At 38.1% G+C, this 24,811-nt stretch carries 26 protein-coding genes and 2 tRNA genes; 7 read left to right on the top strand and 21 right to left on the bottom strand.

Annotation, left to right across the window (positions count from 1 at the left end; translation table 11 throughout):
- Nucleotides 1-97: 97 nt before the first annotated feature.
- The 11 genes from LI241_RS10190 to priA all read right to left on the bottom strand — a co-directional run bounded on the left by LI241_RS10190 (nt 98) and on the right by priA (nt 13,209).
- Nucleotides 98-709: a thiamine diphosphokinase gene (locus LI241_RS10190; RefSeq protein WP_008689192.1), complete on the bottom strand. Its 612-nt coding sequence runs from the start codon at nt 707-709 to the stop codon at nt 98-100.
- Nucleotides 697-1,362 carry a ribulose-phosphate 3-epimerase gene (rpe, locus tag LI241_RS10185; RefSeq protein ID WP_008689193.1) on the bottom strand — a complete coding sequence of 222 codons (666 nt, stop codon included), beginning with the start codon at nt 1,360-1,362 and terminating at the stop codon, nt 697-699. The genes LI241_RS10190 and rpe overlap by 13 nt, the downstream gene beginning before the upstream one ends.
- A gap of 26 nt (nt 1,363-1,388) precedes the next feature.
- On the bottom strand, nt 1,389-2,255 hold the full coding sequence (gene rsgA, locus LI241_RS10180) for a ribosome small subunit-dependent GTPase A (protein ID WP_008689194.1): 867 nt from the start codon (nt 2,253-2,255) through the stop codon (nt 1,389-1,391).
- The gene (gene pknB, locus LI241_RS10175; RefSeq protein ID WP_119957476.1) at nt 2,255-3,964 is read right to left on the bottom strand and encodes a Stk1 family PASTA domain-containing Ser/Thr kinase; all 1,710 of its coding nucleotides are present in this window, start codon (nt 3,962-3,964) and stop codon (nt 2,255-2,257) included. The genes rsgA and pknB overlap by 1 nt, the downstream gene beginning before the upstream one ends.
- Complete coding sequence (locus LI241_RS10170) at nt 3,957-4,703, bottom strand: Stp1/IreP family PP2C-type Ser/Thr phosphatase (RefSeq protein ID WP_008689196.1); 747 nt, start codon at nt 4,701-4,703, stop codon at nt 3,957-3,959. The genes pknB and LI241_RS10170 overlap by 8 nt, the downstream gene beginning before the upstream one ends.
- Before the next feature lies 1 nt (nt 4,704).
- Entirely contained in the window at nt 4,705-5,763 is a 1,059-nt protein-coding gene (gene rlmN / locus LI241_RS10165; protein WP_008689197.1) for a 23S rRNA (adenine(2503)-C(2))-methyltransferase RlmN, read from the bottom strand.
- 241 nt (nt 5,764-6,004) lie between these two features.
- Nucleotides 6,005-7,336 (bottom strand): TldD/PmbA family protein, encoded by a 1,332-nt coding sequence (locus LI241_RS10160; protein ID WP_008689198.1) that lies wholly within the window; start codon nt 7,334-7,336, stop codon nt 6,005-6,007.
- Nucleotides 7,329-8,729 carry a TldD/PmbA family protein gene (locus tag LI241_RS10155; RefSeq protein ID WP_017144612.1) on the bottom strand — a complete coding sequence of 467 codons (1,401 nt, stop codon included), beginning with the start codon at nt 8,727-8,729 and terminating at the stop codon, nt 7,329-7,331. The genes LI241_RS10160 and LI241_RS10155 overlap by 8 nt, the downstream gene beginning before the upstream one ends.
- Before the next feature lie 278 nt (nt 8,730-9,007).
- Nucleotides 9,008-10,255: a 16S rRNA (cytosine(967)-C(5))-methyltransferase RsmB gene (gene rsmB / locus LI241_RS10150; RefSeq protein WP_008689201.1), complete on the bottom strand. Its 1,248-nt coding sequence runs from the start codon at nt 10,253-10,255 to the stop codon at nt 9,008-9,010.
- Nucleotides 10,252-11,040, bottom strand: a complete 789-nt coding sequence (locus LI241_RS10145) for a phosphatase PAP2 family protein (protein WP_008689202.1) — start codon at nt 11,038-11,040, stop codon at nt 10,252-10,254. Before LI241_RS10145 ends, rsmB begins: the two co-directional genes overlap by 4 nt.
- Nucleotides 11,041-11,043: 3 nt before the next feature.
- On the bottom strand, nt 11,044-13,209 hold the full coding sequence (gene priA / locus LI241_RS10140; protein ID WP_008689203.1) for a primosomal protein N': 2,166 nt from the start codon (nt 13,207-13,209) through the stop codon (nt 11,044-11,046).
- A gap of 181 nt (nt 13,210-13,390) precedes the next feature.
- Between priA and LI241_RS10135 the strand changes: the two genes are divergently transcribed.
- From LI241_RS10135 to LI241_RS10125, 3 genes are read left to right on the top strand one after another with little or no spacing between them, the layout of a single operon-like run.
- Nucleotides 13,391-13,624, top strand: a complete 234-nt coding sequence (locus LI241_RS10135) for a hypothetical protein (RefSeq protein WP_008689204.1) — start codon at nt 13,391-13,393, stop codon at nt 13,622-13,624.
- A complete protein-coding gene (locus LI241_RS15995; RefSeq protein WP_081484679.1) occupies nt 13,609-13,851 on the top strand; it encodes a GNAT family N-acetyltransferase in 243 nt (80 codons plus the stop codon). Before LI241_RS10135 ends, LI241_RS15995 begins: the two co-directional genes overlap by 16 nt.
- A gap of 22 nt (nt 13,852-13,873) precedes the next feature.
- The gene (locus LI241_RS10125; protein WP_008689205.1) at nt 13,874-14,629 is read left to right on the top strand and encodes a DUF975 family protein; all 756 of its coding nucleotides are present in this window, start codon (nt 13,874-13,876) and stop codon (nt 14,627-14,629) included.
- A gap of 61 nt (nt 14,630-14,690) precedes the next feature.
- Here the strand turns inward: LI241_RS10125 and LI241_RS10120 are convergent, their stop codons facing one another.
- From LI241_RS10120 to LI241_RS10095, 6 genes are read right to left on the bottom strand one after another with little or no spacing between them, the layout of a single operon-like run.
- A complete protein-coding gene (locus LI241_RS10120; protein WP_227160437.1) occupies nt 14,691-14,900 on the bottom strand; it encodes a heavy-metal-associated domain-containing protein in 210 nt (69 codons plus the stop codon).
- A gap of 40 nt (nt 14,901-14,940) precedes the next feature.
- A complete protein-coding gene (locus tag LI241_RS10115; protein ID WP_008689207.1) occupies nt 14,941-15,228 on the bottom strand; it encodes a DUF1905 domain-containing protein in 288 nt (95 codons plus the stop codon).
- Nucleotides 15,229-15,267: 39 nt separating this feature from the next.
- A complete protein-coding gene (locus LI241_RS10110) occupies nt 15,268-16,176 on the bottom strand; it encodes a sugar phosphate nucleotidyltransferase (RefSeq protein WP_008689208.1) in 909 nt (302 codons plus the stop codon).
- A gap of 56 nt (nt 16,177-16,232) precedes the next feature.
- Nucleotides 16,233-17,813 (bottom strand): ABC transporter permease subunit, encoded by a 1,581-nt coding sequence (locus tag LI241_RS10105; RefSeq protein ID WP_017144611.1) that lies wholly within the window; start codon nt 17,811-17,813, stop codon nt 16,233-16,235.
- A complete protein-coding gene (locus LI241_RS10100; protein WP_008689211.1) occupies nt 17,803-18,588 on the bottom strand; it encodes an ABC transporter ATP-binding protein in 786 nt (261 codons plus the stop codon). The genes LI241_RS10105 and LI241_RS10100 overlap by 11 nt, the downstream gene beginning before the upstream one ends.
- Nucleotides 18,576-19,553, bottom strand: coding sequence for an extracellular solute-binding protein (locus LI241_RS10095; protein ID WP_008689213.1), 978 nt, complete (start codon nt 19,551-19,553; stop codon nt 18,576-18,578). The genes LI241_RS10100 and LI241_RS10095 overlap by 13 nt, the downstream gene beginning before the upstream one ends.
- Before the next feature lie 290 nt (nt 19,554-19,843).
- Between LI241_RS10095 and LI241_RS10090 the strand changes: the two genes are divergently transcribed.
- From LI241_RS10090 to LI241_RS10080, 3 genes are all read left to right on the top strand, one after another.
- Nucleotides 19,844-20,431, top strand: coding sequence for a hypothetical protein (locus tag LI241_RS10090; RefSeq protein WP_008689215.1), 588 nt, complete (start codon nt 19,844-19,846; stop codon nt 20,429-20,431).
- Nucleotides 20,432-20,676: 245 nt separating this feature from the next.
- A tRNA-Cys gene (locus LI241_RS10085) sits at nt 20,677-20,750 on the top strand.
- 6 nt (nt 20,751-20,756) lie between these two features.
- Nucleotides 20,757-20,844 (top strand) — tRNA-Leu (locus LI241_RS10080).
- Between the two features lie 132 nt (nt 20,845-20,976).
- Here LI241_RS10080 and LI241_RS10075 read toward each other — a convergent pair.
- The 4 genes from LI241_RS10075 to LI241_RS10060 all read right to left on the bottom strand — a co-directional run bounded on the left by LI241_RS10075 (nt 20,977) and on the right by LI241_RS10060 (nt 23,423).
- Complete coding sequence (locus tag LI241_RS10075; RefSeq protein ID WP_008689217.1) at nt 20,977-21,399, bottom strand: GNAT family N-acetyltransferase; 423 nt, start codon at nt 21,397-21,399, stop codon at nt 20,977-20,979.
- A gap of 58 nt (nt 21,400-21,457) precedes the next feature.
- Nucleotides 21,458-21,781 (bottom strand): hypothetical protein, encoded by a 324-nt coding sequence (locus LI241_RS10070; RefSeq protein WP_008689218.1) that lies wholly within the window; start codon nt 21,779-21,781, stop codon nt 21,458-21,460.
- The gene (locus LI241_RS10065; RefSeq protein ID WP_008689221.1) at nt 21,778-22,239 is read right to left on the bottom strand and encodes a helix-turn-helix transcriptional regulator; all 462 of its coding nucleotides are present in this window, start codon (nt 22,237-22,239) and stop codon (nt 21,778-21,780) included. Before LI241_RS10065 ends, LI241_RS10070 begins: the two co-directional genes overlap by 4 nt.
- Before the next feature lie 107 nt (nt 22,240-22,346).
- Nucleotides 22,347-23,423: a metallophosphoesterase gene (locus LI241_RS10060; protein WP_008689222.1), complete on the bottom strand. Its 1,077-nt coding sequence runs from the start codon at nt 23,421-23,423 to the stop codon at nt 22,347-22,349.
- Nucleotides 23,424-23,658: 235 nt separating this feature from the next.
- Between LI241_RS10060 and LI241_RS10055 the strand changes: the two genes are divergently transcribed.
- On the top strand, nt 23,659-24,798 hold the full coding sequence (locus tag LI241_RS10055) for an anaerobic ribonucleoside-triphosphate reductase activating protein (RefSeq protein ID WP_008689224.1): 1,140 nt from the start codon (nt 23,659-23,661) through the stop codon (nt 24,796-24,798).
- Nucleotides 24,799-24,811: the final 13 nt, after the last annotated feature.

Below are 24,811 nucleotides of genomic sequence, written 5' to 3'. Positions count from 1 at the left end.
ATGATAATTTAGAGCGTTTTTTCTTTAAACCCTACGTTAATTTAGAGCCCCAAAAAACTCCATGCATTTGGTTATCCAAACTTTGGAGTTCGCTTCATCATATTTTATCACTTGATTCAATCATTAAAAAGCTTCCTTTATGTACAATAATCTCAGCATGCTCATTTAAGATTTCATTACTGATTGCATATATATCTCTTGTAGATAAACAGCGTTTGGTTAACGGATAGGCAACACCGATTTCTGTTATCTGGGAGTCTTCTAAAGCTAGAAACGACAGATAGGTATATTCTTTAGGTACTTTATAAGTACCTTCTTTTATTACACGAATACGATTTTGTTCATTAACCAGAGTGATGGGGTAATTGCGATGCATTAAAAGATATAGATTGGCTAATTCATGATCTAAGCGCCCACCTAATGCACCATAGACCCAAATATCATCATAACCATGTGCAAGAGCGTACAATACCGCCTCTTCGGTATCCGTCTCATCCTTATGTGAAGGAAGTTGTTCCATTCTTTCTGCCATCTGTTGGATTTGGATAACCTGCGTTTTACTCACACTATCAAAATCGCCAATGGCAGCTTTCATTTCAACGCCTTGCAAAGCACAGATATAGGCGCCATGATCTACACCGATGATGTCATAGCCTTCTTTTGTATACACCCGTTCAGCTAATCCACTGATTAGAATTACGCCAGGCATAATAAGGATTCTACCGCCTCATGCACATCTTGTTTAAACACATAGCTTCCCGCAACCAGCGTATCACAGCCAGCTTCAATCGCCTGTTTTGCTGTTTTCGCGTTGATACCACCATCAATTTCTATGCGTACATTTAACTCATGTGCATCAATATAGCTGCGCAATTTTCTTACCTTATCCAACTGATCTTCCATAAAAGATTGACCGCCAAAACCTGGTTCCACACTCATGATCAAGAATACATCCATTTCGTGTAGATATGGTAATATTTCATCAATCGGTGTTTTAGGGCGCACACTCACGCCGGCTTTCGCACCTAAGGAGCGAATGGTTCTACACAAGGCGACACATTCTTTGATCGATGCAACAGCTTCATAATGAAACGTTACGATATCGGCCCCGGCTTTAATGAAAATAGGCGCATAAAACTTAGGATCACTCACCATGATATGCACATCCATCACCATATCTACTGCTTTTTTAAAGCCTTTTAAGATATCCGGACCAAAGGTTAAATTCGGCACAAAGTGTCCATCCATCACATCAAAATGCATCCATTCTGCACGTGTTTTATTCAAATCGGCCAACTGTTCACTCACTCTTGCATAATCTAATGATAACACCGATGGCGCGATTACTAATTTTTGTCTCATTTTTTTCCTCCTTTTCTTATATTAGATTAATACTTAGGTTTTGCTTGTTTGATCATCTGCACAACTTCCAGATAATGTGCATAACGTTCACCGTTGATTTCTTGCTTTTCCACAGCCTCGCGAATAGCACAGTTTGGTTCTTGCACATGAATACAGTCATTAAACTTGCAGTGATGCAGATAAGGTGCAAAATCAGGAATACGTTCAGCCAGCGTTTGAATGTCCATCGTTGTAAAATCCATGGAAGAAAAGCCCGGCGTATCGGCTACCCATCCACCGGCAATCTCATGCAATTCACAATGTCTGGTCGTATGTTTTCCACGTCCTAACGCCTTGCTGATTTCTTGTGTCTGCAAATGAAATGTTGGATCAATACGGTTTAGCAATGAACTTTTTCCAGCACCACTTTGTCCTGTCAAGACGGAGATCTTCCCTTTCAATATTTGTATGAGCGCATCACTGGCATACCCTTTCCCACTGATATAAACATCATAGCCACTATCGCGATATGCCATGATTTTCTTATGAATTTCATCATCTTCCTCGATAAGATCCATTTTCGTAAAGCATAAGATGGGATGGATCTGTGCGTAACATACTTGAAAAATCAAACGATCTACCAACACCGTAGAGAAATCCGGATCTTTACAAGACATAACGATGATTGCCTGATCGACATTGGCAATTGCCGGACGCAGCAATTCATTTTTTCTAGGTAAGATTTTCTGAATACCGATTTGTGCGTCAAATCGCTGAAGCTTTACAACATCGCCAACAACCGGTGCTTTATGCTTACGCAGCTTGCCCATGGCAATGCAGGCTAAATGTTCACCCTGTTCATTTAATACCTCGTACTGATTTGAAATGATTTTAATAATTCTTCCTGTTTCCATCAATAGTAGTACAATGTGATCGTATTAGAGCCTTCCTGTATGTACCAACTGCCTTCGACAGGATCACTCTTGACCACAACTCCTTCCTCAACATCTTCATCATCCTCTGGTTTATCCATTTGTACCAATACCGGGATGATTCCTTTTTCCCCTAAGATGTTCTGTGCTTCTTCCACTGTTTTACCATTCAGCTGAATCGTGAATTCCACGCGTTTTGTTACCGTTACATATAATTCACAAGGTTGCTGTGGATCCAGCTTTTCGCCAATATTTAAACCGCTTTGTTCGATAATGTACCCTGGTTTATACTCTGCATTCTCTTTTTCTTTAACAATGAGCTTCACCTTAGGTGCATATTCTTCTAATTCCTTTTTCACATCTTCATACGGACGGTTTTTGTAATCTTCGACGATATAATACATACCTTTTGAAATCGTTAACGTAATTGGATCACTGGTTTTATACTTACTGCCCGCTTTCGGATAAATATCCACTACCGTACCAGAACTTTTATCATCGGTTAATTTTTCTTCGATTTTGATCTTATCCTTAGCAAAACCTGCTTCACTTAATTTGGTGATAGCTTCATCTTTCGCAAGATCAATAACTTCTGGAATGGCCGCTTCTTTCGGCGACATGATATTAGTGAAAATCATGAAAGCCACAAGTGCTCCAATAGCGATACAAATGCCAATTATGAGTGGTGTTTTGTGCTTTTTCTTCTTTGTTTTTTGCTGTTCCGCTTTTTGCGGATGGTCATCTTCATCCGGTATTTCCATCACTTTTGCTTGTCGCGGTTTATGCTGAGTCACCTTTTTTTGTTCCTTCATGATCAGGGTAGGATCTTGTTCCTGCGCAAAGCTGAGCTTTTTTACATGCGCATTTGATGCATCTAAACAATGTTCTAAATCATATAACATTTCTTTGGTGCTTTGATAACGCAATTTGCGGTTTTTTACCGTCGCATGGATAATGATATTTTCAATTGATTGAGGAAGGGTAGGATTAAATTCACATACACTAGGTACTTCCTCACGTAGGTGTTTCATGGCGATCTGTACCGGATTATCACCGCGGAAAGGTACGCTGCCTGTCAACAATTCGTAGAAAACAATTCCTAAAGCATAAATATCAACCTGATTCGTAGGTGTTTCCCCTCTGGTAGTTTCCGGTGCTAAGTAATGCGCACTGCCCAGTACTGCATCACTTTGGGTCAACTGTACTGAATCATGTGCTAGCGCAATACCAAAATCCGTAATCTTGATTGTTCCATCATCCTTCACTAAGACGTTTTGCGGTTTGATATCACGATGGATGATGTTATGCTCATGCGCATGCTGTACCGCACTGGTTAATTGAATCATGATATCAACAGCCTCTTCCTTATGCAAGGCTCCACGCTGACTGATCAACTGTTTTAAGGTTCTTCCTCTGACATACTCCATGACAATATAATGATGCCCATCATATTCTCCTACATCATAGACATCAACGACATTGGGATGCGAAAGCTTACTGACCGCACTTGCCTCACGCTGAAAGCGCAATAACGTGACTGGATCTTTGCTTAATTCTCCACGCAGCACCTTGATGGCAACCTCACGATTCAAGATCGTATCCTCAGCCAGATACACATCTGCCATGCCGCCTTCTCCGATACTGTCTTTGATGATATAGCGTTCTGCTATCATTTTTTGCATTCTATTCATCTGCTGCATCCTCCTTATCCACAAGGATGACACTAACATTATCATAACCACCGGCATCTAATGCCGCTTGAATTAATAAATCTACCTTTGCCTGTAATGCACAATCACTTTCCATGATATGGCGGATTAATTCTTCACTTACATAGCCATGAAGACCATCACTGCACACTAATAGCATCTTATAATCTTCTTTGACCTTATTGATATCAACCTTTACACTATCCCAAATACCCAAAGCATTTGTCAGCACATTGCGATTAGGATGATGCTTCGCTTCTTCTTCACTCACTTCACCGCGTTTTAATAAATCAGCCACATAGGAATGATCTTCTGTCAAACATAAAAAATCATCTTCATATAACCCATAGGTACGAGAGTCCCCGACATTAAACACATAGGTCGCATCCGGACAATGCAAGATACCAACCATGGTTGTTCCCATACCGCGCTGTTCTTCTCGTCTGGTTGCCTGCGTAAAAATCAAATCGTTTGCTTCCTGAATGACACCTTTCAGCCATTGTTTTACTTCTACATCATTTTTATGGCATAATACTGCTTGTTCAAAGCTTTTTTTCATATGTTCTGCGGCCAATGCGGACGCCACATCACCGGCTTTACCTCCGCCAATGCCATCACAGACAACGGCTAATAAAGCATGCTGTTGATTTTCTGCCAGACAGATACTGTCCTGATTATTTTTACGACGTAAGCCGATATGACTCTTTCCATAATACTTCAAGCTAGTTTCCCTGCCTTTCTTTTGCTTCTTTGCGTAAATGCTTCACTCTTAACTGTCCGCATGCCGCATCAATATCCGCTCCATGCTCCTTACGAATCGTACAGCGAATCCCTTCTTTCATGAGGGCATCATAAAAGACCATTGCATGGGCATGATCAACACCTTGAAAACCTTTCTCATCCACTGCATTGTAAGGAATCAAATTTACATAAGCATTTAAACCACGCAATAGTTTTGCCAACTGTTTCACATGCTCTTTTTGATCATTGACACCTCTTAATAAGATATACTCAAACGTTAAACGTCGATTGTTTTCTGCTGCATACTGACGAATTGCCTTCATGAGTTCTTCCAAAGGATAGGCGTGATTGATCGGCATCAGCTCATCACGCAGCGTATTGTTAGACGCATGCAAAGAAATCGCTAAGTTATACTGGGTATGTTCCTTTGAAAATTCATAGATCTTAGGAACGACACCGCAAGTCGAAATCGTAATATGTCTTGCCCCGATACCTAAGCCACGATCATGATTCACCGTACTTAAAAAATTCATCACATTTTCATAATTATCAAATGGCTCTCCGGTACCCATAACAACGATATGGCTTAAACGCTCTTCCTGTTTATCCAAATCCTGTTGTACATACATCACCTGTGCAACCATTTCACCACTGGTAAGATTACGTTTTTTCTTCGTTAAACCACTGGCACAAAACGCACAGGACATATTACAACCAACTTGGCTTGTTACACAGATGCTTTTTCCATAATCAAACTGCATTAAGACGCTTTCGATCAAGGAGCCATCTTCCAAGGCAAATAAATATTTTGTTGTACCATCACTGGATACTTGTTTATCTTTTAAAGTCAATGGCTTCAAAGCATAGTTTGCTTTTAGGATTTCTCTTGTTTCCTTTGACAAATCACTCATTTCATCAATAGAGGTTACCCGTTTGCGATACAGCCATTGAAAAATCTGGTGTCCGCGAAATTTCTTCCATTCATGAGAAAGTGCCAATTCTGCCATTTGCTCATAGTTAAAATCATATAAACTCTTCATGTTATCACCAACCGCCTTTTATTTTACCATAGAATTGACCATCCTACCTATTAGATTGAATGGATTTTCAGGAAGTTTTAAGATTTTCTTTAAGAAGCTGAATGAACAGAAAGATTTGTTTATGCAGGTGGCACAAGAATAATAGATGAAAAAATAAAAACAACACTTTTTGAATATTACTTATTTAAACTTAACAATTCAAAAAAAGAGTTTACCTGTTTTGGAAAACTCTTCTCTCTAATTATTTACCACTTACAGCAATGGTTTCAAATAAAATACTTGGTGTACCGACACCGCTCATTCCCATCTTGCAGTCGTTGCCAACCATTTTAATATGCTTCATCATATCTAAGAAATTGCCGGATATCGTGAATAGGTTAATTGGTTTCACAATGACACCATCTTCTACATAAAAACCTTCGGATTGTAACGAAAACTCTGTTGATACTGGATTTAATCCAGCATGCAGACCATTCAGATTGGTGACAATAACACCTTTTTTCATCGTTTTAATCATTTCTTCATAGCTTGCCATACCATTTTTGATATAAAAGTTTGTTGGTGAAATACCAACTGGTCCGCCATAGCCACCTTTAAAGCCATTGCCGGTAGAAGTTGTCTGCATCAATTCTGCTGATTTGCTATTATGCAGATACGTTTTTAATATTCCCTTATCAACGACTGTTTTCGTATAGCATGCTGTACCTTCATCATCAAAGGATGCTGAATTTATGCCATCCTCCATCAAAGGATCATCAATTACACTAATCTTTGCATCAAAGATAGCTTCATTAAGTTTATCTTTCAAAATAGAAATACCCTTAAAGGCATTTTCGCCATCAAACAAACCTGCTAAAGCACTAAACAATGAGGTCATAGCACTTTTTTCCATCAATAATGGATAATTGCCGCTTTCTATCGTATCCGCATGAAGCTTATTGATGACCTTATCACATAATTTATGCGCAAAAGCAGGTATATCCAAGGCTTCCAGATCTTTTATATACAGCCAATCAAAAGCACTCTTTGTATCTTCGCCGTCCTTTGCCAATACTTCCACGTAAACTATGGAACAACTGTCACTGTCACAAAGATCCATACCTTTTGTATTTACAATACTGCGTACTGCAACACTTTCTTCATAGGTGGTTGTCATGACTTGTGCAATTCGTGAATCCATTTGTTTTACTGTTTCTTCCAGTTCTTTAAGTTTCTGGATCTTTAAACTGTTTTCTGTTTCTAATAATGTGTTTTTATGCTTTTGTATTGTTGGATAACTTTCTGCTGGTGCTAAGATCATTACTTTATCTTCCGCAGTAATAATCGAAGCATTTTGTTTAATCTGATTTAATACATCGTCTATCTGCGCATCATCTACTTCTTCTAAGAAACAGTTTCCCATTTTCCCTTGATAAACTCCACGCATGGCAATCCCATCACAATCACTGATACTAAAAGAATCTACCTTTTGTTCATAAACATTAATAGAAGTTGAAGTGTGTCGCTGTTCATAGATTTCAAATTGTTCTAATCCGGCTTTTTTTGCCGCATCCATCCATAACTGCTTATTCATTTGCACTTCCTCCTTCCTTACCACCGACAATCATCGCACTTACTCGTAATGGCGGTTGTCCTACATCAGTAGGAATAGAACCGCTGCTTGCCCCACACATACCAGGTGCACGCAATACATTTTTCCCTACCATATCTATTTTCATCAAGACATCAGCACCATTACCAATCAAAGTAGCACCTTTCACCGGTTTACTGATTTTACCGTCTTTGATCAAATAGCCTTCACGTACTGAGAAGTTAAAATCTCCGGTACTTGGATCTACACTTCCTCCACCTAAGGATTTTGCATATAAGCCATAAGAAATACCTGCAATCATATCTTCCAACGTATTATTTCCCTCTGTAATAAAAGTATTTGACATACGGGAAGTTGTTTCATATTTATAAGATTCTCGACGAGAACTGCCGGTACTTTCCATACCCATTCTGCGACCATTGAGTCTATCGATCATATAACTCTTTAAAATACCATTTTCAATTAATACACGGCGCTGTTGGAAGTTTCCTTCATCATCAATGTTTTCAGAACCCCATGCATTTGGTATCGTTCCATCATCGACTGCCGTAACACACTCACTTGCTATTTTCTGTCCTAATTTACCACAGAATACAGACTGACCTTTCGCAACTGCTGCAGCCTCTAAAGCATGCCCGCACGCTTCATGGAAAATAACGCCGCCAAAGCCGTTTTCAATCACGACAGGCATTGTGCCACTAGGACAATCATCTGCATAAAGCATCTGCATTGCTGCTCTAGCTGCTTCTTTCCCTGTTTCTTCCGGAAGTGCTTCTTCATAAAATTCCATGCCCTTGCTAGAACCTGGCGCACAGCTTCCGGTTTCATGCAAATCGCCGTCTTCTGCAATTACGGTAACTCCTAAACGGGTATGCACACGCGTATCTTGAATGTAGCGACCTTCGCTATTGGCAATTGCAACATGCTGTTCTTCATCCATTAAAAATGACATGGCTTTTTGAATATGTGTATCGTATGCCATGGCAGCATCATTAGCACGCTTCAGCAATGCGACTTTCTTTTCCATTGGAAATGTCTTTGGATATAACGTAACCGGATGCGCATTCTCATAGGTTACTTCCTGAAGTTTGACATGTTCAATGACTTGTTGATCATCAATAGCGGCAGATAACTGCTTCGCTGTTTTTATCAAATTTTCTTCACTTAGATCATTGGTATACGCATATACCGATTCTAACCCATGATAGATACGCAAACCAATCCCTCTGCGTATTCCACTGTTAACATCTTCAACCTTTCCATTCAGCATGGAAATAGAATTACGATAATTTTTTTCTTCAAAGATTTCCGCAAAATCGCCTCCGGTTTTCAGAGCCGTTTCCAGAACCTTTTCTAACACTTTTATTTCTAGCATCATGTTCACCTCGTTATTTAGAATTATACTCTGAAACATTTTATTACGCAATGAAAAAGATTCCAAATATAATGTAAAATATCAAGCACTTAACTATCTATGTAACACAAAAAGGTGAAAGATCGGCATGCTCATCTCTCACATTTTATGGTTTTTAAATCCTATTAATTGCGTAATCTATGCCAATTACGTATTATACTCATCTACAAAATCATAAAATAATCTTTTCTATTCTACCCACTTATCTTTGATTCTCATAATCAATCCCTCTATCTTAATTAAGCTTTCTTCTCCATCTTCGCAATATAAAAGCCATCACTGCCAAACTCAAAAGGAAATATCGTTCTCTGTGATACTAAGGTAAACTCCTCATGTTTCTTTAAGAACGTTTCCACCTGTTTCTCATTCTCTTTTTTATTTAAAGTACAGGTAGAATAAACAAGGATACCGCCTTGTTTCACCATTGTGCTTGCTTTTTCTAAAATAGCTGCTTGTAAAGGAATCAATGTATCCATATCCTCACTCTGCATATGATACTTGATATCGCTTTTTCTTGCTAAAACCCCATAGCCGCTGCAAGGTACATCACATAACACACGATCAAAACTAGCTTCCTGTAATCCTTGTAATTTCGTCGCATCCATGACAACAGGATGAATGCTATGCAGCTGTAAACGATCTGCACCTTGTTGAATCAGTTCCACACGATGTTCATGAATATCACCACAGATGATTTCTCCTTCATCCTGCATCAATTCCGCCATATGTGTAGACTTTGTCCCCGGTGCTGCACATACATCCAAGATGCGCTCCTTAGGCTGAGGATCTACACAATAAGCAACCAGTTGACTGGCTTCATCCTGTATGGACAACATACCATCTTCATACCAGGAAGTATGGGCTAAAGAGGTTCCTTGATAATATACAGAAGAAGCTAATTGTCCAGCCGTAAATGAATTGTCCTGTGCTAGGAATTCTTCACGACTCATACGCATGAGATTCACTCTGGCGCACTGTTTACGCGTTTCCATATTACTTTCACAGATAGCGCGGCAAGTTTCCTCTCCGTATTGCGCCTTCCACATATTGATGAGCCAATCCGGATGTGAAGTTTTTATTGCCAACTTTTGTAGCGTATCCTTTGGCAATTCTCTTTGCCCTCGCTGCATGATCTTATGTAAAACGGCATTTACTAATGCTCCCTGTTTTTTACCACCATGTTTTTTGGCTATCTCTACAGCTTCATTGATGATGGCATATGCCGGCAGTTTATCCATATAAAACAACTGATATGCGCTCATATCCAATAAGACTGCTGTTTCTGCTTTTGGTAATTTCTGTACCAGATCTTCCCATTGATAGCGACATAAGCGATAGTTTTGTAAGGTTCCATATACGATAGTCGTGATGAGTCCTTTATCCTTTTGTTCAGCCTTATCTAATTCTTTACGTAAATAAAGGTTACTATAGGTTTTATGGATACAGATCTGACAAAGCGCTGTATAAGCAAACATTCTAGCATTCATAATACTTCTCTCCTTCGATAATATCTTCGATAAAACAAATACCAGCTATAGGTCATAAGAAAGCCGACAGCAGTATCACTTAAAAAATGAGCCCCCATGGCCATACGTGAGATAGGCATGTATATAATTAACATCCAAATGATGATCGTACGCACGATTGATGGTTTTTCATAACGGTTTTTCCGCCACTCTAAGAAACACAGGATGCTGGTAAATCCGCTCGTATGACCACTGGGAAAAGAGCGATTTCCGGTAACACCTTGTGGGAGATACCATTTTATAAAATCCTGTGCATTTGTTAAATCACGATAGCGAATTCTGCCCCAAAAATGCTTTATGATGGTTGTACATACTGCGACACTTAACATCACACAAGTAAAAAAGATAAAGAAAGGCAGCCGCTGTTGCAATAAATGTTGATCCATTTGTGATAATAAAAGCAAGATTGTGAAAAGATAGAGAACTGCCAATATAAGAAGAATGCCATATAACCATAGAGCGTCTATGCGCATCCAGTAATGTAAGGCATCCTGTACGACGTAAATAGAGGCAATCATAGCACAAAAAAGATATCTATATTTTCGTTTTACGAGATACAACATCGCAAAGGTTACGATGACCATAGATTGCAAAGGAATTAAAATCAATCGTTCAAAGAAAACACCACTATAGGGTAATCGGCCATGCAAAGCATTGGTAATCTGATAATCATAAAGGCTGCCAATAAGCAATAATACAATTGCAATACCATAGGGCAACACTGTTTTTAAAAGTTCTTTTTTCATATTTTACTCCAGTACCACCGGTGATACATCAATATCCAATCGTGTTCTAGCTTTTTTTGTTATATGGTCCTGATAGACATCCCATGCATAATGATTTAATAATGCTTGATCCTTTCCTTTTAAGAGGATCCGCATGCGATATTCGTCACGTAGCTTATTTAAAGAAGCCGGACCTAAAATCTTACCGTTTTCTTTCTTTTCTAAAATCTGCATGGCTGCTTTCACATCCTTTTCCACCATTTCTTTTGTTTTATGAGAAAAAACCAAAGATACCAAATAACGATACGGCGGATATCCGGCTAAGTGACGATAACGCATCTCATGCTTAAAAAACATCAGATAATCATGATGAAGGGCACTTTGTATAGCATAGTGTTGCGTATCATATACTTGCAGGATGACTTTTCCTGCTTTATCACCACGCCCACTTCTGCCACTTGCCTGTTCTAATAAATCATATGTCAGTTCTCCGCTGCGATAATCACTTCGATTCAGCATAGCATCGCCATTCACAATGCCAACCAATGTAACATTGTCAAAATCTAATCCTTTTGCAATCATCTGCGTTCCTAAAAGAATATCTGCCTCATGATTCCCAAAGGATTTCAAAATGTCTTCATGGGCATGTTTTTTTCCGGTAGTATCTGCATCCATGCGCAAAATACGAGCCTGTGGGAATTTGATCTGGACAAATTCTTCCAACTTTTGTGTACCTATACCTAAATACCGCCAACTGGCTTTACCACATGTAGGACAATAGGCGGGTACTGACATCGTGTGTCCGCATGTATGACATTTTAGTACCTGTTCTTCTTTATGATACGACATTGCCACATCACAATGGGGACACATTTGAACAAATCCACAGGAAATGCAGCGTAAGATTGGCGTATAACCACGGCGATTTAATAATAAGACAATCTGTTCTTTCTTTTGCAGACGCTCATAAATGGCATCCAATAAGTCATTTGATAGTAAATAGCTTTCTGAATTCCCTACAGCTTTGCGCATTTCTACCAATTGCATTTCAGGGAAACGGGCATTGATGCGTTTTGGCATTTCTACTAGCTGATAAATACCTTTATGAGCTCTGGCATATGTTTCTAAAGACGGTGTTGCACTCGCCAACACGACTTTCGCATGATGATACTTTGCACGCCATACAGCAATATCACGGCAATGATAGCGTGGTGTTGCATCCTGTTTATAACTGGTATCATGCTCTTCATCTAAAATAATCAATCCCAAATGATCAAATGGCATAAAAATAGCACTGCGTGTACCAACGACAATTTGTACTTTATGCTCTTTTACCAATTGATACTGTTCATACTTTTCTTGGGCATTTAATGCGGAATGATAAATAGCTACTGCTTTCCCGAAACGTGCTTTTACCCGTTGTACCATTTGGGGAGTCAATGCAATTTCAGGGACCAACAACACTACCTGTCGTCCTGTTTCTAACACTTTTTTGGCAAGTTGTAAAAAAACCTCGGTTTTCCCACTTCCTGTCACACCATGTAGTAAGGATACGACCTGGGTTGCATGTAAAAGCTTTTGCATAGCCTTTTTTTGATCCGGCTGTAATGTCTTTTCTTCATCCTGCTCACTTTCCAGCAAGCTTGCCTTTGCTTCTTGTTCATAGCTTTCGACAATACCATATGCAATCAATTTTTTACCGGGGGATTTAAACATTTGATAAAATGTATTGCGCCGCATGCAGCCATGACGCTCAAGCTGTTCATAAGCAGCCTGTTGTTTTTCCGTTAATTTTTGTGTCGGCTCTTTACAAATCCGTACCCATGTTTCCATCTTGATCTTGCCATGTGTTGAACTTGGTTTTAATTTTGCCGGCAGCATACATTGAAAACATGCGATACGCGGAGCTATATATGTTTTCCCCATCCAATCAGCCAAAGTAAACAGTTCTTCATTGATCAATGGTTCTGCATCTATAATCTTTGTAATTTCTTTGATTTCATAAGGATATTTTGCAAGCGTTTGTTCATCTGCTTCTTCTACTTTACTGACAAATCCAATGATGCTTGTCTTATGAAAAGGCACTTGAACACGGACACCACGTTTCACATTGGCATCATAACAACGGTAAGTAAACGTATGGTCTAAATGTAATATCGGATGTTCTACAAATACATGTACAAGCCTCATCAGTTTCGCCTCGCTTTTTTATGTAGGTATTATATCATGTTTTCTTCTTTCTTTTCTTATCCTTTTACTTATCTTTTACATTCTTTCCGCTGAAACACTCAACGTTTGCTTTTTCCTATCCTATATGAATACTTATATGCTATAATAATCATACGTAACTGCTAAATCAGATCGCATTAAGATGAGTATATTGATACGATTACAAACGATTAATGAAGCCAATCATGAAAGATGTCTAGCTTTAAAAGCAAGTGTCGCAAATGCGAATTTTGTTGACACGGTAACACATTCATTGGCAGAAGCATATGTCTTTTATCATGATATGATACCATTTACCATTTATGAGGATGATCCGATGATTGGCTTTGTTTCCATGTATGTAGGTGATAAAACTATCAGATTATCAATTGCTTAATTGAGGATGCTTATCAGAAACAAGGATTCGGTACAAAAGCGGCGAAAGTCTGCATTCATTACTTACAAGAAGAATATAATGCAGCAAGAGTTTCTTGTCCGGTAGATCTTCATAACAAGGATGCGCAAGCCTTTTGGAAAAAATTAGGCTTTCAATTCTCAGACACGGTAGAAAATGTTTTCATGCGGTTCACGATACCAAAAGATAGAATTCCGGCTTTTAGCTAATATATAGAGAAAGGGTGATGTTATGTTTTCACGAAAAGAATTAAAAGACCGCTGTAAGGCAGTTATGCAGCGCAGCTATTGGAGGATGTTTCTCGTTTCCTTTATCGCCATGTTATTATGTGGCAGAATGAGTGATTCTATTGCCAATCAAACACATCATGTATCCGATTATAAGGATGGTATCACATTGGGCGTTGGATCTTTAACTTATACTTTCCATGATGCGACGATCTTTGATACCATTTGGCTAAACAACTTTTTGGGCTTTGCATTTTTAATTGTTTTTATTATTGGCATTATAGGTATTCTGTACGGTATCTTTATCGCCAATCCTTTACGTTGCGGTGTCAATCGCTTTTTTCTCCAAAATATACAGGAAGCACAAAGTATATCCGTTATCTTTTCAATTTTTTCAGATAATTATCTCAATGTCGTAAAGATTATGCTGTTAAAAAATATCAAAATCTTCTTATGGACCTTGTTATTTGTTATCCCTGGCATCATAAAATCCTATGAATATCAGATGATTCCATATCTGTTGGCAGAAGATCCGTCATTGAGCAGTGAAGAAGCCTTTGCGCGCTCCCGGCATATGACAATGCATCATAAATTTGATATGTTTGTACTTGATCTATCCTTTATCGGTTGGCGTATTCTAGGCAGTTTATTGATTATCGGTAATTGGTTTGTCAATCCCTATTATGAAGGCGTATTAGCTGAATTATATCTGGACCTACAGTTACGTAATGGATATGACCGTACGCATGATTTTTATTAAGTAACATTTCCAGCTATTTTAAGACATCCAGATTGAAAAAGGTGCGTGATTTCTCACGCACCTATTTTACTTCATAGCCAACTTCTTCAATGGTTTCTTTAATATTTTCTTCTTTAACCTTCGTTTCATCAAAGGTAATGACTGCCTGATTGTTCTTTGCGCTTGCTTCACAGCTAGTCACTCCGTCTAGTGCCATAACAGCATTTTGAACACGTGTTTCACAATGTTGGCACATCATGCCTTCAATCGTTATTGTTATTGTTTTCATCATTATCACTCCTCATCTATAGTGTAGCACAAGTTCTTATCATTTACTGTTTTTTTGCCTTAGGATCACGCTCTTGCAATTTCACATGCACAGAATCTGAAGGCTGTTTGTTGATTATTGCACGAATATCCTTGCGTATCCCTAAAATATGGCAAGGAGTCTTCATCTTAACTAAACTGCCATCATAAGGTACATCATCAAACCATGCATGAACATACACACGTCCTTTGCCGAATTCTTTTTTCACATCAAAGGGAATCTCGACATACGCTCCATCTATATCTTCCACTTTTTTGATAATGGCATCAAATTCATAGATTTTTTCCTTCATATGTTTCACCTAGTAACAATATGCCACATAAAAACTTTACTATACATTATAGATTGGATCAATTTGTTTCAATTCTTTAAATGTATCTATTTCCACAATATCTTCCTGATGAACCGGTTTTACCATAACCTTATGATGATGCAGACATTCCGCTAAAGCCACCTCATCCCAATATTTTTCTTTACCTCCCGGCATTCTAAATACGGTATCAATATCCTCAGCCATCGTTTTGCCATCTTCCTTATTCCAATAAGAAATACCGACCATCTGATGACAATCTTTTCCCCCGACACCCAATTTGGTTATATATCCTTTTTTCGTATGAAAACACCAATCATCGGTAACATCTACTTTAATCCCACAGTAATTGGTCGCATATTCATATTTGCGAATAATTTCCGGATTGTATAATAGCAAATCACTTTCCAACACATATGCACCTTCCATCATATCCTTGATCAGATACGCACTGGAGATATTATTGGTCTCATTATACAATGGATTTTCAATAAATTTAATTTTCGGATATTTATGCAGCAAGACATCAAACTGCTCACCTAAATAACCTCGTACGATTGTGATATCCTCAATACCGGCTGCGACGACCGCATCCAATAAGGTTTCAATGATGCGTTTCCCATGAACAAGTACTAATGGTTTTGGTGTATTTAAAGTGATAGGCACCATACGAGAGCCAAAGCCGGCAGCTAAGAAGATAGCTTTTTTCACCCGGTAAGGTTCTAAGGTTTCATAGCCTTTTAATGTCACATCATACACTGAATTGCGAATACTGCGCAGCATTTCACTTTCCAATAGCTCTGCCAGTGTTTTATTAACAACACCCAGTGATACATCCAACTGTTTTGCCAATGCTCGCTGTGTGATCTTTGTGTTTTGATGACGTTCTATGTAGACAAGTAATTCAAATTGATTTAATGTTAGCGTCATAATTCCGTTTCTCCTTTATGTAATCGTATTATAGCATTTCCCTTTGTTCTTGCAAACTACTTTTCTTTTTGTAAGGAACGCTTTAGTAAATAAATAATCAGCTTCATTACCAAATTCACGCTTAAGATCACAATAGAGATAAAAGCCGTTGCTTCAATGAGTGATTGTGAATCAAATTGTGGAATCAGCAAAGATAATGGCATATTACGGAAATTTGCCAAAAAAGACACCGCCGATATGGTAACCATACAATTCACAAAGATATAAGAAAACATTTCAATGATGGTTGCTTGCGTACATGGAATATATACATCTTTTAACATTCGCAGTTTAGAAATCCCCATCGTTGCTGAGATATCTTCCAAATTGCTGTGAAACTGCTGTAAGGAATTATAAGCAAGCAAGTATGGATTGGCGAAAAAATGCGTAATATTGACGAGTACCAGAATGGAAAGTCCTCCATAAAGTAGGCTTCCTTTATAAAACAGCACATAGCTCAAACCTAAAACCACACCGGGAATGGCCAGTGATATCATGGAAATCAGATGCAGCGCCATATTGGAAAAGCTATGATGGCTGCGGGCGGTAATAAATGCCGTAAAATAGGTTAAGCACACACCAAGGATACTGGTCAATAAGGCAATTGCTAACGCATTTTTAAGATACATGCGAACTCCCAGATCAAAAGCCTGTACTACATTATCCAAGGAAAAACTCATATCGGTAGGATATTGTTTGACAAAGGATAAAATGGCGAAGGTGATAATCGGCAAAGAGATAAACACCACCGTGGCAATGCAGATAATATAGGCAATGCGATCACGTTTGCGATTAGGTGTTATGACATAGTTTCTTGTAACCGTAGAACTATTTCCTTTATTATCATTTTTAAAATCAATGATAAAGGCGATAAAGGCCGGTATTAACAGCAATATCCCAATGATGGCCCCTTTTGAAAAATCAAGCAAGCCGATTACTTCTCGATACATATAAACCGGCAATGTCATGGATTTCCCACCAACAACCAGCGGTACTCCATAATCGGTAAAGATCATGGTAAAAACAGAAAAAATCACACTGATCAAAGGGCCTTTCACATTGGGCAAAGTAATTGTAAGAAACTGTTGTTTCTTACTTAGTCCTAAAACAGTTGCCGCCTCATAGGTCGTATAATCCTCATATTGAAAGGTATCACACAGCATGAGGAAAGCAACAGGAAAGGAGTATAAAATAGAACCTAAGATAATGCCATTATATCCATATAAATAAAACTTCATATGCAAAAGATTACTAATGAGTCCGTTATCGCCAAATAATAACACCAAGCCCATGCCATGAGAGATGGAAGGTATGAGCATCGGTAACGTAAATAAAACGGTAAATATGGAACGATACCGAAGATTGGTACGATTCATGAACCAGGCCAAAGCAAAGGCTAGTGAAACAGAAAAGATCGTAGCCAGTGTCGTCGTTATCAAAGAATTTATCAACATCGGCGCGAATTGCGGGCTGTGGATGACCTTACTGATATCTTCTCCATCAATATGAAAAAACAAAGTGAAAAGAGGCAGTAATACAGAAAAACATAAGAAGATGAGCACCAACAGCTTACCTGCGCGAAAGCCTCTATTTTTCATAAACATTCTTCCCTGTGCACACACACAACGATGCTAACTTACTATCTAAATGAGCAATGACAAAATCTTTGATATAATCATTTGCCGGATGTTCATAAATATTTCTCGGTGTATCGATTTGTTCAATATTGCCTTCACTCATGACCATGATGCGATCGGATAAATAAAAGGCCTCTTCCTGTTCATGGGTAATAAAGATCATTGTCGAGTTAAATTTTTTCTGAATATCCTTTAATTCCTTTTTCATGACCTCGCGCATGCTGACATCCAATGCGCTGATAGGCTCATCCAATAATATAATCTTAGGATTTAAGGCAAGCGTTCTGGCAATCGCTACACGCTGTTGCTGCCCACCGGATAATTGGGAAGGACGTTTATCAATCTGATCCAGCATACCGATTGCCTCTAAGGTGGACAGAGCAATCTTACGACTGTTTTGCTTCAAATCAGCACGCAGTTTTAAGGCATATTCCACATTTTCCAAGACACTCATATTCGGGAATAACGCATAGTTTTGAAAAATGATGCCCATTCCACGTTCACTTGGCTTTAAATGTGAAATATCTTGAGCGTCTAATAAGATTTCACCATCATCTTGTTTCTCCAAACCAATCAGAATACGCAATAAGGTTGTCTTTCCACAGCCACTTGGTCCTAATACACTTAAGAATTCTCCTTCTTTTACAGCAAAGGAGATATGTTTTAAAATATCCTTTCCGTCAAAGTTTTTATATAGATCTTTAACGATGAGTTTTGCATCCTTTAGTACTTCCATACTTCTAACAACCTTTCTTTTTCATGTATATCTTCGATTCCCGTCATATCCGCATAAGGAATATGTTTCGGATAATTGGGTATTGTATTTTTTTGATGCTGCAAGATCTGCTCCGGTGAGAAATGTTCCTTATCATATAATAGAAAATCATTTATGATAAAATCAAATACACGTTGTACATCGGCATCATTGCTGCTATGTTTCATCATGCCAGTGCCAGTCAATGAATATGGAGAACCTTCTTTCGGATAGACAATTTGAAATGGTGAACCTTCATTGATCTGATTTACTGCTTGAAAAGTCAGCCCTAAACCGATTCCAATTTCGCCCTGTATTAATAATTTAATAGGTCCACTGCCACTTTCACTAAATTGCTTCACATTATATTCCAGTTTATCAATATATGCTAAGGCATTCGCTTCTCCCATGGTATTCACCAAATTCTTATAAAAGAAATAGCCGGTACCACTGGATTTCGGATCGGGCATGGCGATAAGATTATAATATTTGCGATCTAACAGCTGTTCATATGTTGTCGGAATAGGAAGATGGTGTTTTTTTAAAACTTCGGTATTGATAATGAAAGCCCCTGCCTGACGTTCCCAGATTACATAGCGATTATCAAATTTATCCGGTTGTAATTCACGCAGATAAGATAATTTGCTATAACCTTTGATATCCGCTAATTCCTCTTTGATTTTTTCCATATAGCTGGATTCCAATCCTACGATGATATCGGCATCACTTTGATCCTTTTCCACATAGATTTTTGCTGCGGCTTTGGCGGTTGGCACATACATCACCATGGCATGCAGATCAGGAAATTGTTCATTCAATTGTTTTTGCAATTCTTCCCCACGAAATTGTTCCATGGAAGAATAAATAATGATGGTTTCTCTTTCCTGACGAATGCTCAGCAACAGAATTGCCGTTATTAAAAACAATGCCACGATTGCCTTCCTCATCTTTCCACATCCTCCCTTTGTTCAAGTTATATTCATTTTAGCATACAAAATGAACAAATCAACCTTTTAATTCTTAATTTTACTTCATATTACTTCCAATGATTTTACATAAATTGAACAATCCATAATAATGAAAACGCTTTTTTGATCTTCCTAGAGAACAATTGTTGCAATAGCAAGCTCATAGCGAATGCCTTCAGATTGAGATTCGTGATAAGAAAAATCCCTTATCTACTTTTGCATGAAGACCATCGTAGCATACATACTAACCTTAGAAGGAGGGTAATCCTATGAAAAAAATTTATACAGTCTTTCTCATGGTGTTATTTTTATTTATCTTAACACCTGTACACGCAAAAGATACGCAGAACATCCTCATCACCGGAAAGCATCTTCCTTATATCATGGTAGCCAGTATGCAGGAAGATGATTCTATGGATATGTACCTTATTCCAACATCTTTGACCTTACCGCTTTCGCAAAACCCCCAACAGTTGCGGCCATTAAATCAATACGATAAGCAAGAAGAGATCAATCGCATACGTGAAGTGATTCAACAATTCTTTGAGCTTTCCATCACCAATACCGTGTATTTACATATGGATACTATTCAAAAAGATATGGGAGTCGCTTATAATGAACAAACCTTTTCTGATGTAAAACATATGACCGCTTATTTCGCAAAGGTAGTCAAACAATTAAAACTCTCGATGATTTTTCATGCGTCTGATTATCTAGAGGATGATTTGAATATCAGTGATTATTATGCATTCTATAAGATATTTCACGATGGTCATCCAAAAATACGCTATCATTATGTAAATTATCTGTATATTGATCCTACCGTCTGCTATCCATTAGATAATCAATTTTCATAAGTTTATCTTTCACATACAGATGGTAAAGTAAGATTGGGTAAAAACGGAAGTTGCCTTTCTCTACTAGTTCTTGCTAACATCCATAACTCCTCCATCATAAAAGGAGCTATGGATTTATTTTTGCACATCTATTTATTTTCTCATGAAAAAAATTAAATTTTTTTTAAATTTCTGCTTGCATTTTTTGTATTTTATTATATAATGTTATAGCACCGATGATGTGGGGCAATCAAAAATAAATATAAGGTTCCGTAGCCAAGTGGTAAGGCAATAGACTGCAACTCTGTGATCATCGGTTCAAGTCCGATCGGAACCTCCATTACTTGGGGTAGTGGCGAAATAGGCAGACGCAACGGACTTAAAATCCGTTGGGAGTTAATCCCGTGCGGGTTCAAGTCCCGCCTTCCCCACCAACATACGAACTAGCCTTTGCAAAAAGGCTTTTTTTATGTTTTACCATTTCAAAAAAAAGCATAAAGTCGTTTGCTTTATGCTTCCTATACCATGCAGACAAACATCATTTTTCATATGCTTGCATGGTTTTTTTATGCTTTCCACATCAAGTGATATACCTGAGCATTCGTTTCTGCATCGTTTTCTTTTGCTAAAATAGCAAAGTGTTCCCTTTGATAAAAACGCAATGCTTTTTCATTCTTTTCATATACATGCAATTGTAAAATTGTTTTGTGTTTTTTTAATTCATCCATTAACTTCTTTCCAATGCCCCTATTTTGCATTGCTTCATTTACAAAGATACCCGCAACATACGTATCCTGTAATCCGGCAAACCCTACAACAGCACCATTCTCCTCATATACATATACCTCTGCTTCTTGTATGGCTTGAGAAACCATCGCATACTGTTTTTTCCAATAGGTAGGTGATAGAAAGGAATGCGCTGTTAGATTGCCATGTAGCCAAATATCCATAACAACGTCATGGTCCATAGCTTCCATTTTTCTTATCATACTACTTCCTCCTGTAAGATAGGCATGCCATCGCTTGTTTTTTATGTGCAACTCTTGTTTAATCTATGATTTCTTTGATACTTTGTATAGTATCAATACGCAGCATGCGCACGATTGTTTTTCGTTTTGTCATGGTTTCTATTAACAACCATTCATCATCTAAATCACATAAAACACCTTCAATGCTATACATCGCATCTAGTGATGCCAGTGGTTTTTTTAAGATGATCGAGCAATTCTTCTTAAGATATTGCGGCAATATGGCTTGATAATTTAATGATGGTTGATCTTTTACAGTCTGTTTTTCCTTTTCCCCATGTGTCACTGTTTTCATAAGATAGCACAATAACACAAGGATGATTAGCAATAAAAATATTGTCATGCTGCTTCCTCCACGATCATAAAGCCATGGATAGCCCTTGTATCAATAAGTTTTATCAATGTTTCTTTTTTGAAAAAAGTATTGCTTTTTCCTCTTGTATAAGCCACTCGTATCCATTCCTTCGTAACCTCCAGCACCTTTGCTTTCTCGTTATAGGAATTCAGCATGTAATCAAAATCCTCACAATCTAAAATAACCGTCTTTCCCTGTAAAGCCTGTAACACATGCAAATCCTTCTTTGTTTTTTCTTGAGCTAGTATCTCTAATTGGTTATCCGCAAGATCGTCTAAAGAAATATGATAGATAGCCGCTAATTCGATAGCTTTATCAAAAGTCGGTGCACTTTGCCCATTTTCCCAGTTCGATATGGTTTGTCTTGTTAAAGAAAGCAAATCGGCTAGCTCTTGCTGACTATAACCACTTTTTTTACGCAATGCAATTAACTTATCTTTTAACATCGAATACCCCTTTCTACGTTTTGTGTGGTTCTATTATAGCGATTGTGCTAAAAAAACACTAGCAAAAATCTTTGGCATTTGGGCAAATTTCAATAACATTGCCTAAGCTACTGCCCCTTAAGCGTTATTTTAACAATTTCAGAGGTTGTTCCTATACGTATTGGCAAGCCCCAAGTACCTGCTCCGCTGCTGACAATCATCGGATATGGCTTTTGATAAGTTCCATAATCATAAGGATATGCCAACTTTGTAAAGAGAGTATTAGGAAAGATCTGTCCCTGATGCGTATGCCCGCTGACTTGTAAATCTATCGCATGGACATCATCAAAGCATGGTCGATGATCGATAACGATAATTGGCTTGTCTGCTTGACAGGATTTTATAAAGGTGGCAAGCTCCATACGTCTTTCCTTTTTGTCCTTGCGTCCAATCACATAAAACCGATGATCTACGAAGGCTGTTTCATCTTTCAGGATATGAATGCCACTTTGTTTCAAGAGGGTTTCATATGCTTTACGATTCTTACTCAGCAATTCATGATTGCCGGGACTATAATAAATTTTATCATGAAAGGAAGCATTACGACATTTCATACAAAAATACTGTAAGTCAGTAATTGGCGTTGCTTCGTCAAAGAGATCTCCTGCCACTAACAAAGCATCCATTGGCTGCTTTTCTAACATCGCAAACATTTGATCCATACGTTGCTTGTCCACTCCACTTCCTAAATGCAAATCACTAAGTAAATAAAACTGCAGATCTTTCACTATGTTCATTTTCGCAGTTACACTATAGCTACGCAAGACAAGCGGTGCTGCCTGCCGATAACCGATATACACAAACAATGCAGTAAAAAGAATACATCCTCCTAGAATATATCGCAAAGATAACTTATAAGCCCTTCTTTTTTCTAACAAAAAGGCAATCCCCTGCATGAGGGCAAATAGTATGAACCATACCAGCACAATTGTTGATATAAGTAGGATCCATGCACGTAAAGATTCTTGCTGCAAACGATAAAATTGATTGCTGAAGCGATAAAATAAAATACCATCACCACTCACTAACAACACTTGCAGGCACCGATAAAAAAAGCCTTGTATTTGTTGATGTATCCATCGCAATTGCAGATAACTCACAAGGCACACCAACAATCCCATCCCAGCTAAAAACACACCCATCATGATTTTATCCTTCTTTCGTCTTTTGTCTATTATCATAGCACATTCTGATAGAAAGCACAGGTTTACACACAAAAACAGTGTGTATCATTATAACATTAGACAACCAACGATAATAGTATTACAAATGAAAACGTTTACTACACTTTCATAATTTACATGGTCCAAACGGTTGAAGTTACAAAAAAGCTGTGTTATCATACAAATAGTTGAATAGTCAACCATTTGGAGTGATGACATGGAAAGCAACAATTATTTATTAATGAATATTTCCATTCTTTATCGTTGTGGGCAAAAATATTATGATAAACAGTTAAGTGATTATGATATCAATGCCGGACAGCTTCCTTTTCTGATTCTGATTTATGAAAATGAAGGAATCAGCATGCAGGAACTGGCAGTGAGAGGATGTTTTGATAAAGGTACCATTACCAAAAGTATTGGTAAATTAGAGGATGCCGGCTATGTTCGATCTTGTGCCAGTACGACAGATAAAAGAGTGCGCTTGCTCTATACAACCGATCGTACAAAAGACATCATTTCAAAGATTTATCTCATTCGACGAGAATGGTGGGAACGCTTGACTCGCGACATGAGTGCGAGCGAATGCGCGAATACAGAAGCTTTGCTAGATGCTTTAACTGAAAAAGCTAAGCAGTATGATGCCATGGAAGATGAAAAAGAAATTAAGCTCTTTGGCTTGCAGAAATTGACTCTGTTGGATTATCCGCAGAAGATGGCAAGCACGATTTTCACCGGTGGCTGTAATATGCGCTGCCCGTTTTGTCAAAATGCCGATTTGGTCTTCTTGAATGAGAATACCTCGCAAATACCTACCAAAGATATTATCGCTTTTTTAAAAAAGCGCCGCAGTGTCTTAGAGGGTGTCTGTATTACCGGTGGTGAGCCTTTATTAAATGATACCTTAGAATCTTTTTTAAGAACCATCAAAGAATTAGGTTACCAAATAAAGCTAGATACAAACGGCAGTTATCCAAAGCGTTTAAAAGAACTCGTCGAGAAAAAACTGATTGACTATGTCGCAATGGACATTAAAAATTGTCTAAAGCGTTATCCTGAAACAACCGGCATTCACAATTTTGATGTGACACCGATCATAGAAAGTGCCGCATATTTAATGGAAGATCACATTCCTTATGAATTTCGGACAACAATTGTAAAAGAGCTTCATACCTTAGCCGATGTGCAGGAAATCGGAAAATGGCTCAAGGATGCCAGAGCGTATTATCTGCAAGGCTTCGTCGATAGTGAACGAGTAATTCAAAAAGGGCTACACGCTTACGATGCCCAAACCATGAAACAGTTACAAGAAGCTGTTATTCCATATATTGCAAATACACAGCTTAGAGGCTTGTAAAGGAAAGGAAGAA

Origin of the sequence: Longicatena sp. 210702-DFI.1.196, assembly GCF_020563125.1 — a bacterium.
Classification (GTDB): domain Bacteria; phylum Bacillota_I; class Bacilli_A; order Erysipelotrichales; family Erysipelotrichaceae; genus Longicatena; species Longicatena caecimuris.
The sequence above is the reverse complement of the archived record's forward strand: the minus strand, read 5'-3'. Positions and strand labels throughout refer to the sequence as shown.

Coding starts and splice junctions, on each gene's coding strand:
- LI241_RS10160 (WP_008689198.1), bottom strand. CDS start 7,336: ATGAATAAGCAGTTATGGATGGATGCGGCAAAAAAAGCCGGATTAGAA.
- LI241_RS10145 (WP_008689202.1), bottom strand. CDS start 11,040: ATGAAAAAAGAACTTTTAAAAACAGTGTTGCCCTATGGTATTGCAATT.
- LI241_RS10090 (WP_008689215.1), top strand. CDS start 19,844: ATGAAAAAAATTTATACAGTCTTTCTCATGGTGTTATTTTTATTTATC.
- LI241_RS10190 (WP_008689192.1), bottom strand. CDS start 709: ATGCCTGGCGTAATTCTAATCAGTGGATTAGCTGAACGGGTGTATACA.
- LI241_RS10100 (WP_008689211.1), bottom strand. CDS start 18,588: ATGGAAGTACTAAAGGATGCAAAACTCATCGTTAAAGATCTATATAAA.
- LI241_RS10095 (WP_008689213.1), bottom strand. CDS start 19,553: ATGAGGAAGGCAATCGTGGCATTGTTTTTAATAACGGCAATTCTGTTG.
- LI241_RS10060 (WP_008689222.1), bottom strand. CDS start 23,423: ATGATGGGTGTGTTTTTAGCTGGGATGGGATTGTTGGTGTGCCTTGTG.
- LI241_RS10070 (WP_008689218.1), bottom strand. CDS start 21,781: ATGACAATATTTTTATTGCTAATCATCCTTGTGTTATTGTGCTATCTT.
- LI241_RS10110 (WP_008689208.1), bottom strand. CDS start 16,176: ATGACGCTAACATTAAATCAATTTGAATTACTTGTCTACATAGAACGT.
- LI241_RS10065 (WP_008689221.1), bottom strand. CDS start 22,239: ATGTTAAAAGATAAGTTAATTGCATTGCGTAAAAAAAGTGGTTATAGT.
- LI241_RS10120 (WP_227160437.1), bottom strand. CDS start 14,900: ATGATGAAAACAATAACAATAACGATTGAAGGCATGATGTGCCAACAT.
- LI241_RS10135 (WP_008689204.1), top strand. CDS start 13,391: ATGAGTATATTGATACGATTACAAACGATTAATGAAGCCAATCATGAA.
- priA (WP_008689203.1), bottom strand. CDS start 13,209: ATGAGGCTTGTACATGTATTTGTAGAACATCCGATATTACATTTAGAC.
- LI241_RS10125 (WP_008689205.1), top strand. CDS start 13,874: ATGTTTTCACGAAAAGAATTAAAAGACCGCTGTAAGGCAGTTATGCAG.
- LI241_RS10105 (WP_017144611.1), bottom strand. CDS start 17,813: ATGAAAAATAGAGGCTTTCGCGCAGGTAAGCTGTTGGTGCTCATCTTC.
- LI241_RS10055 (WP_008689224.1), top strand. CDS start 23,659: ATGGAAAGCAACAATTATTTATTAATGAATATTTCCATTCTTTATCGT.
- rsgA (WP_008689194.1), bottom strand. CDS start 2,255: ATGGAAACAGGAAGAATTATTAAAATCATTTCAAATCAGTACGAGGTA.
- LI241_RS10115 (WP_008689207.1), bottom strand. CDS start 15,228: ATGAAGGAAAAAATCTATGAATTTGATGCCATTATCAAAAAAGTGGAA.
- LI241_RS10155 (WP_017144612.1), bottom strand. CDS start 8,729: ATGCTAGAAATAAAAGTGTTAGAAAAGGTTCTGGAAACGGCTCTGAAA.
- rpe (WP_008689193.1), bottom strand. CDS start 1,362: ATGAGACAAAAATTAGTAATCGCGCCATCGGTGTTATCATTAGATTAT.
- LI241_RS10075 (WP_008689217.1), bottom strand. CDS start 21,399: ATGATAAGAAAAATGGAAGCTATGGACCATGACGTTGTTATGGATATT.
- rlmN (WP_008689197.1), bottom strand. CDS start 5,763: ATGAAGAGTTTATATGATTTTAACTATGAGCAAATGGCAGAATTGGCA.
- pknB (WP_119957476.1), bottom strand. CDS start 3,964: ATGAATAGAATGCAAAAAATGATAGCAGAACGCTATATCATCAAAGAC.
- rsmB (WP_008689201.1), bottom strand. CDS start 10,255: ATGAATGCTAGAATGTTTGCTTATACAGCGCTTTGTCAGATCTGTATC.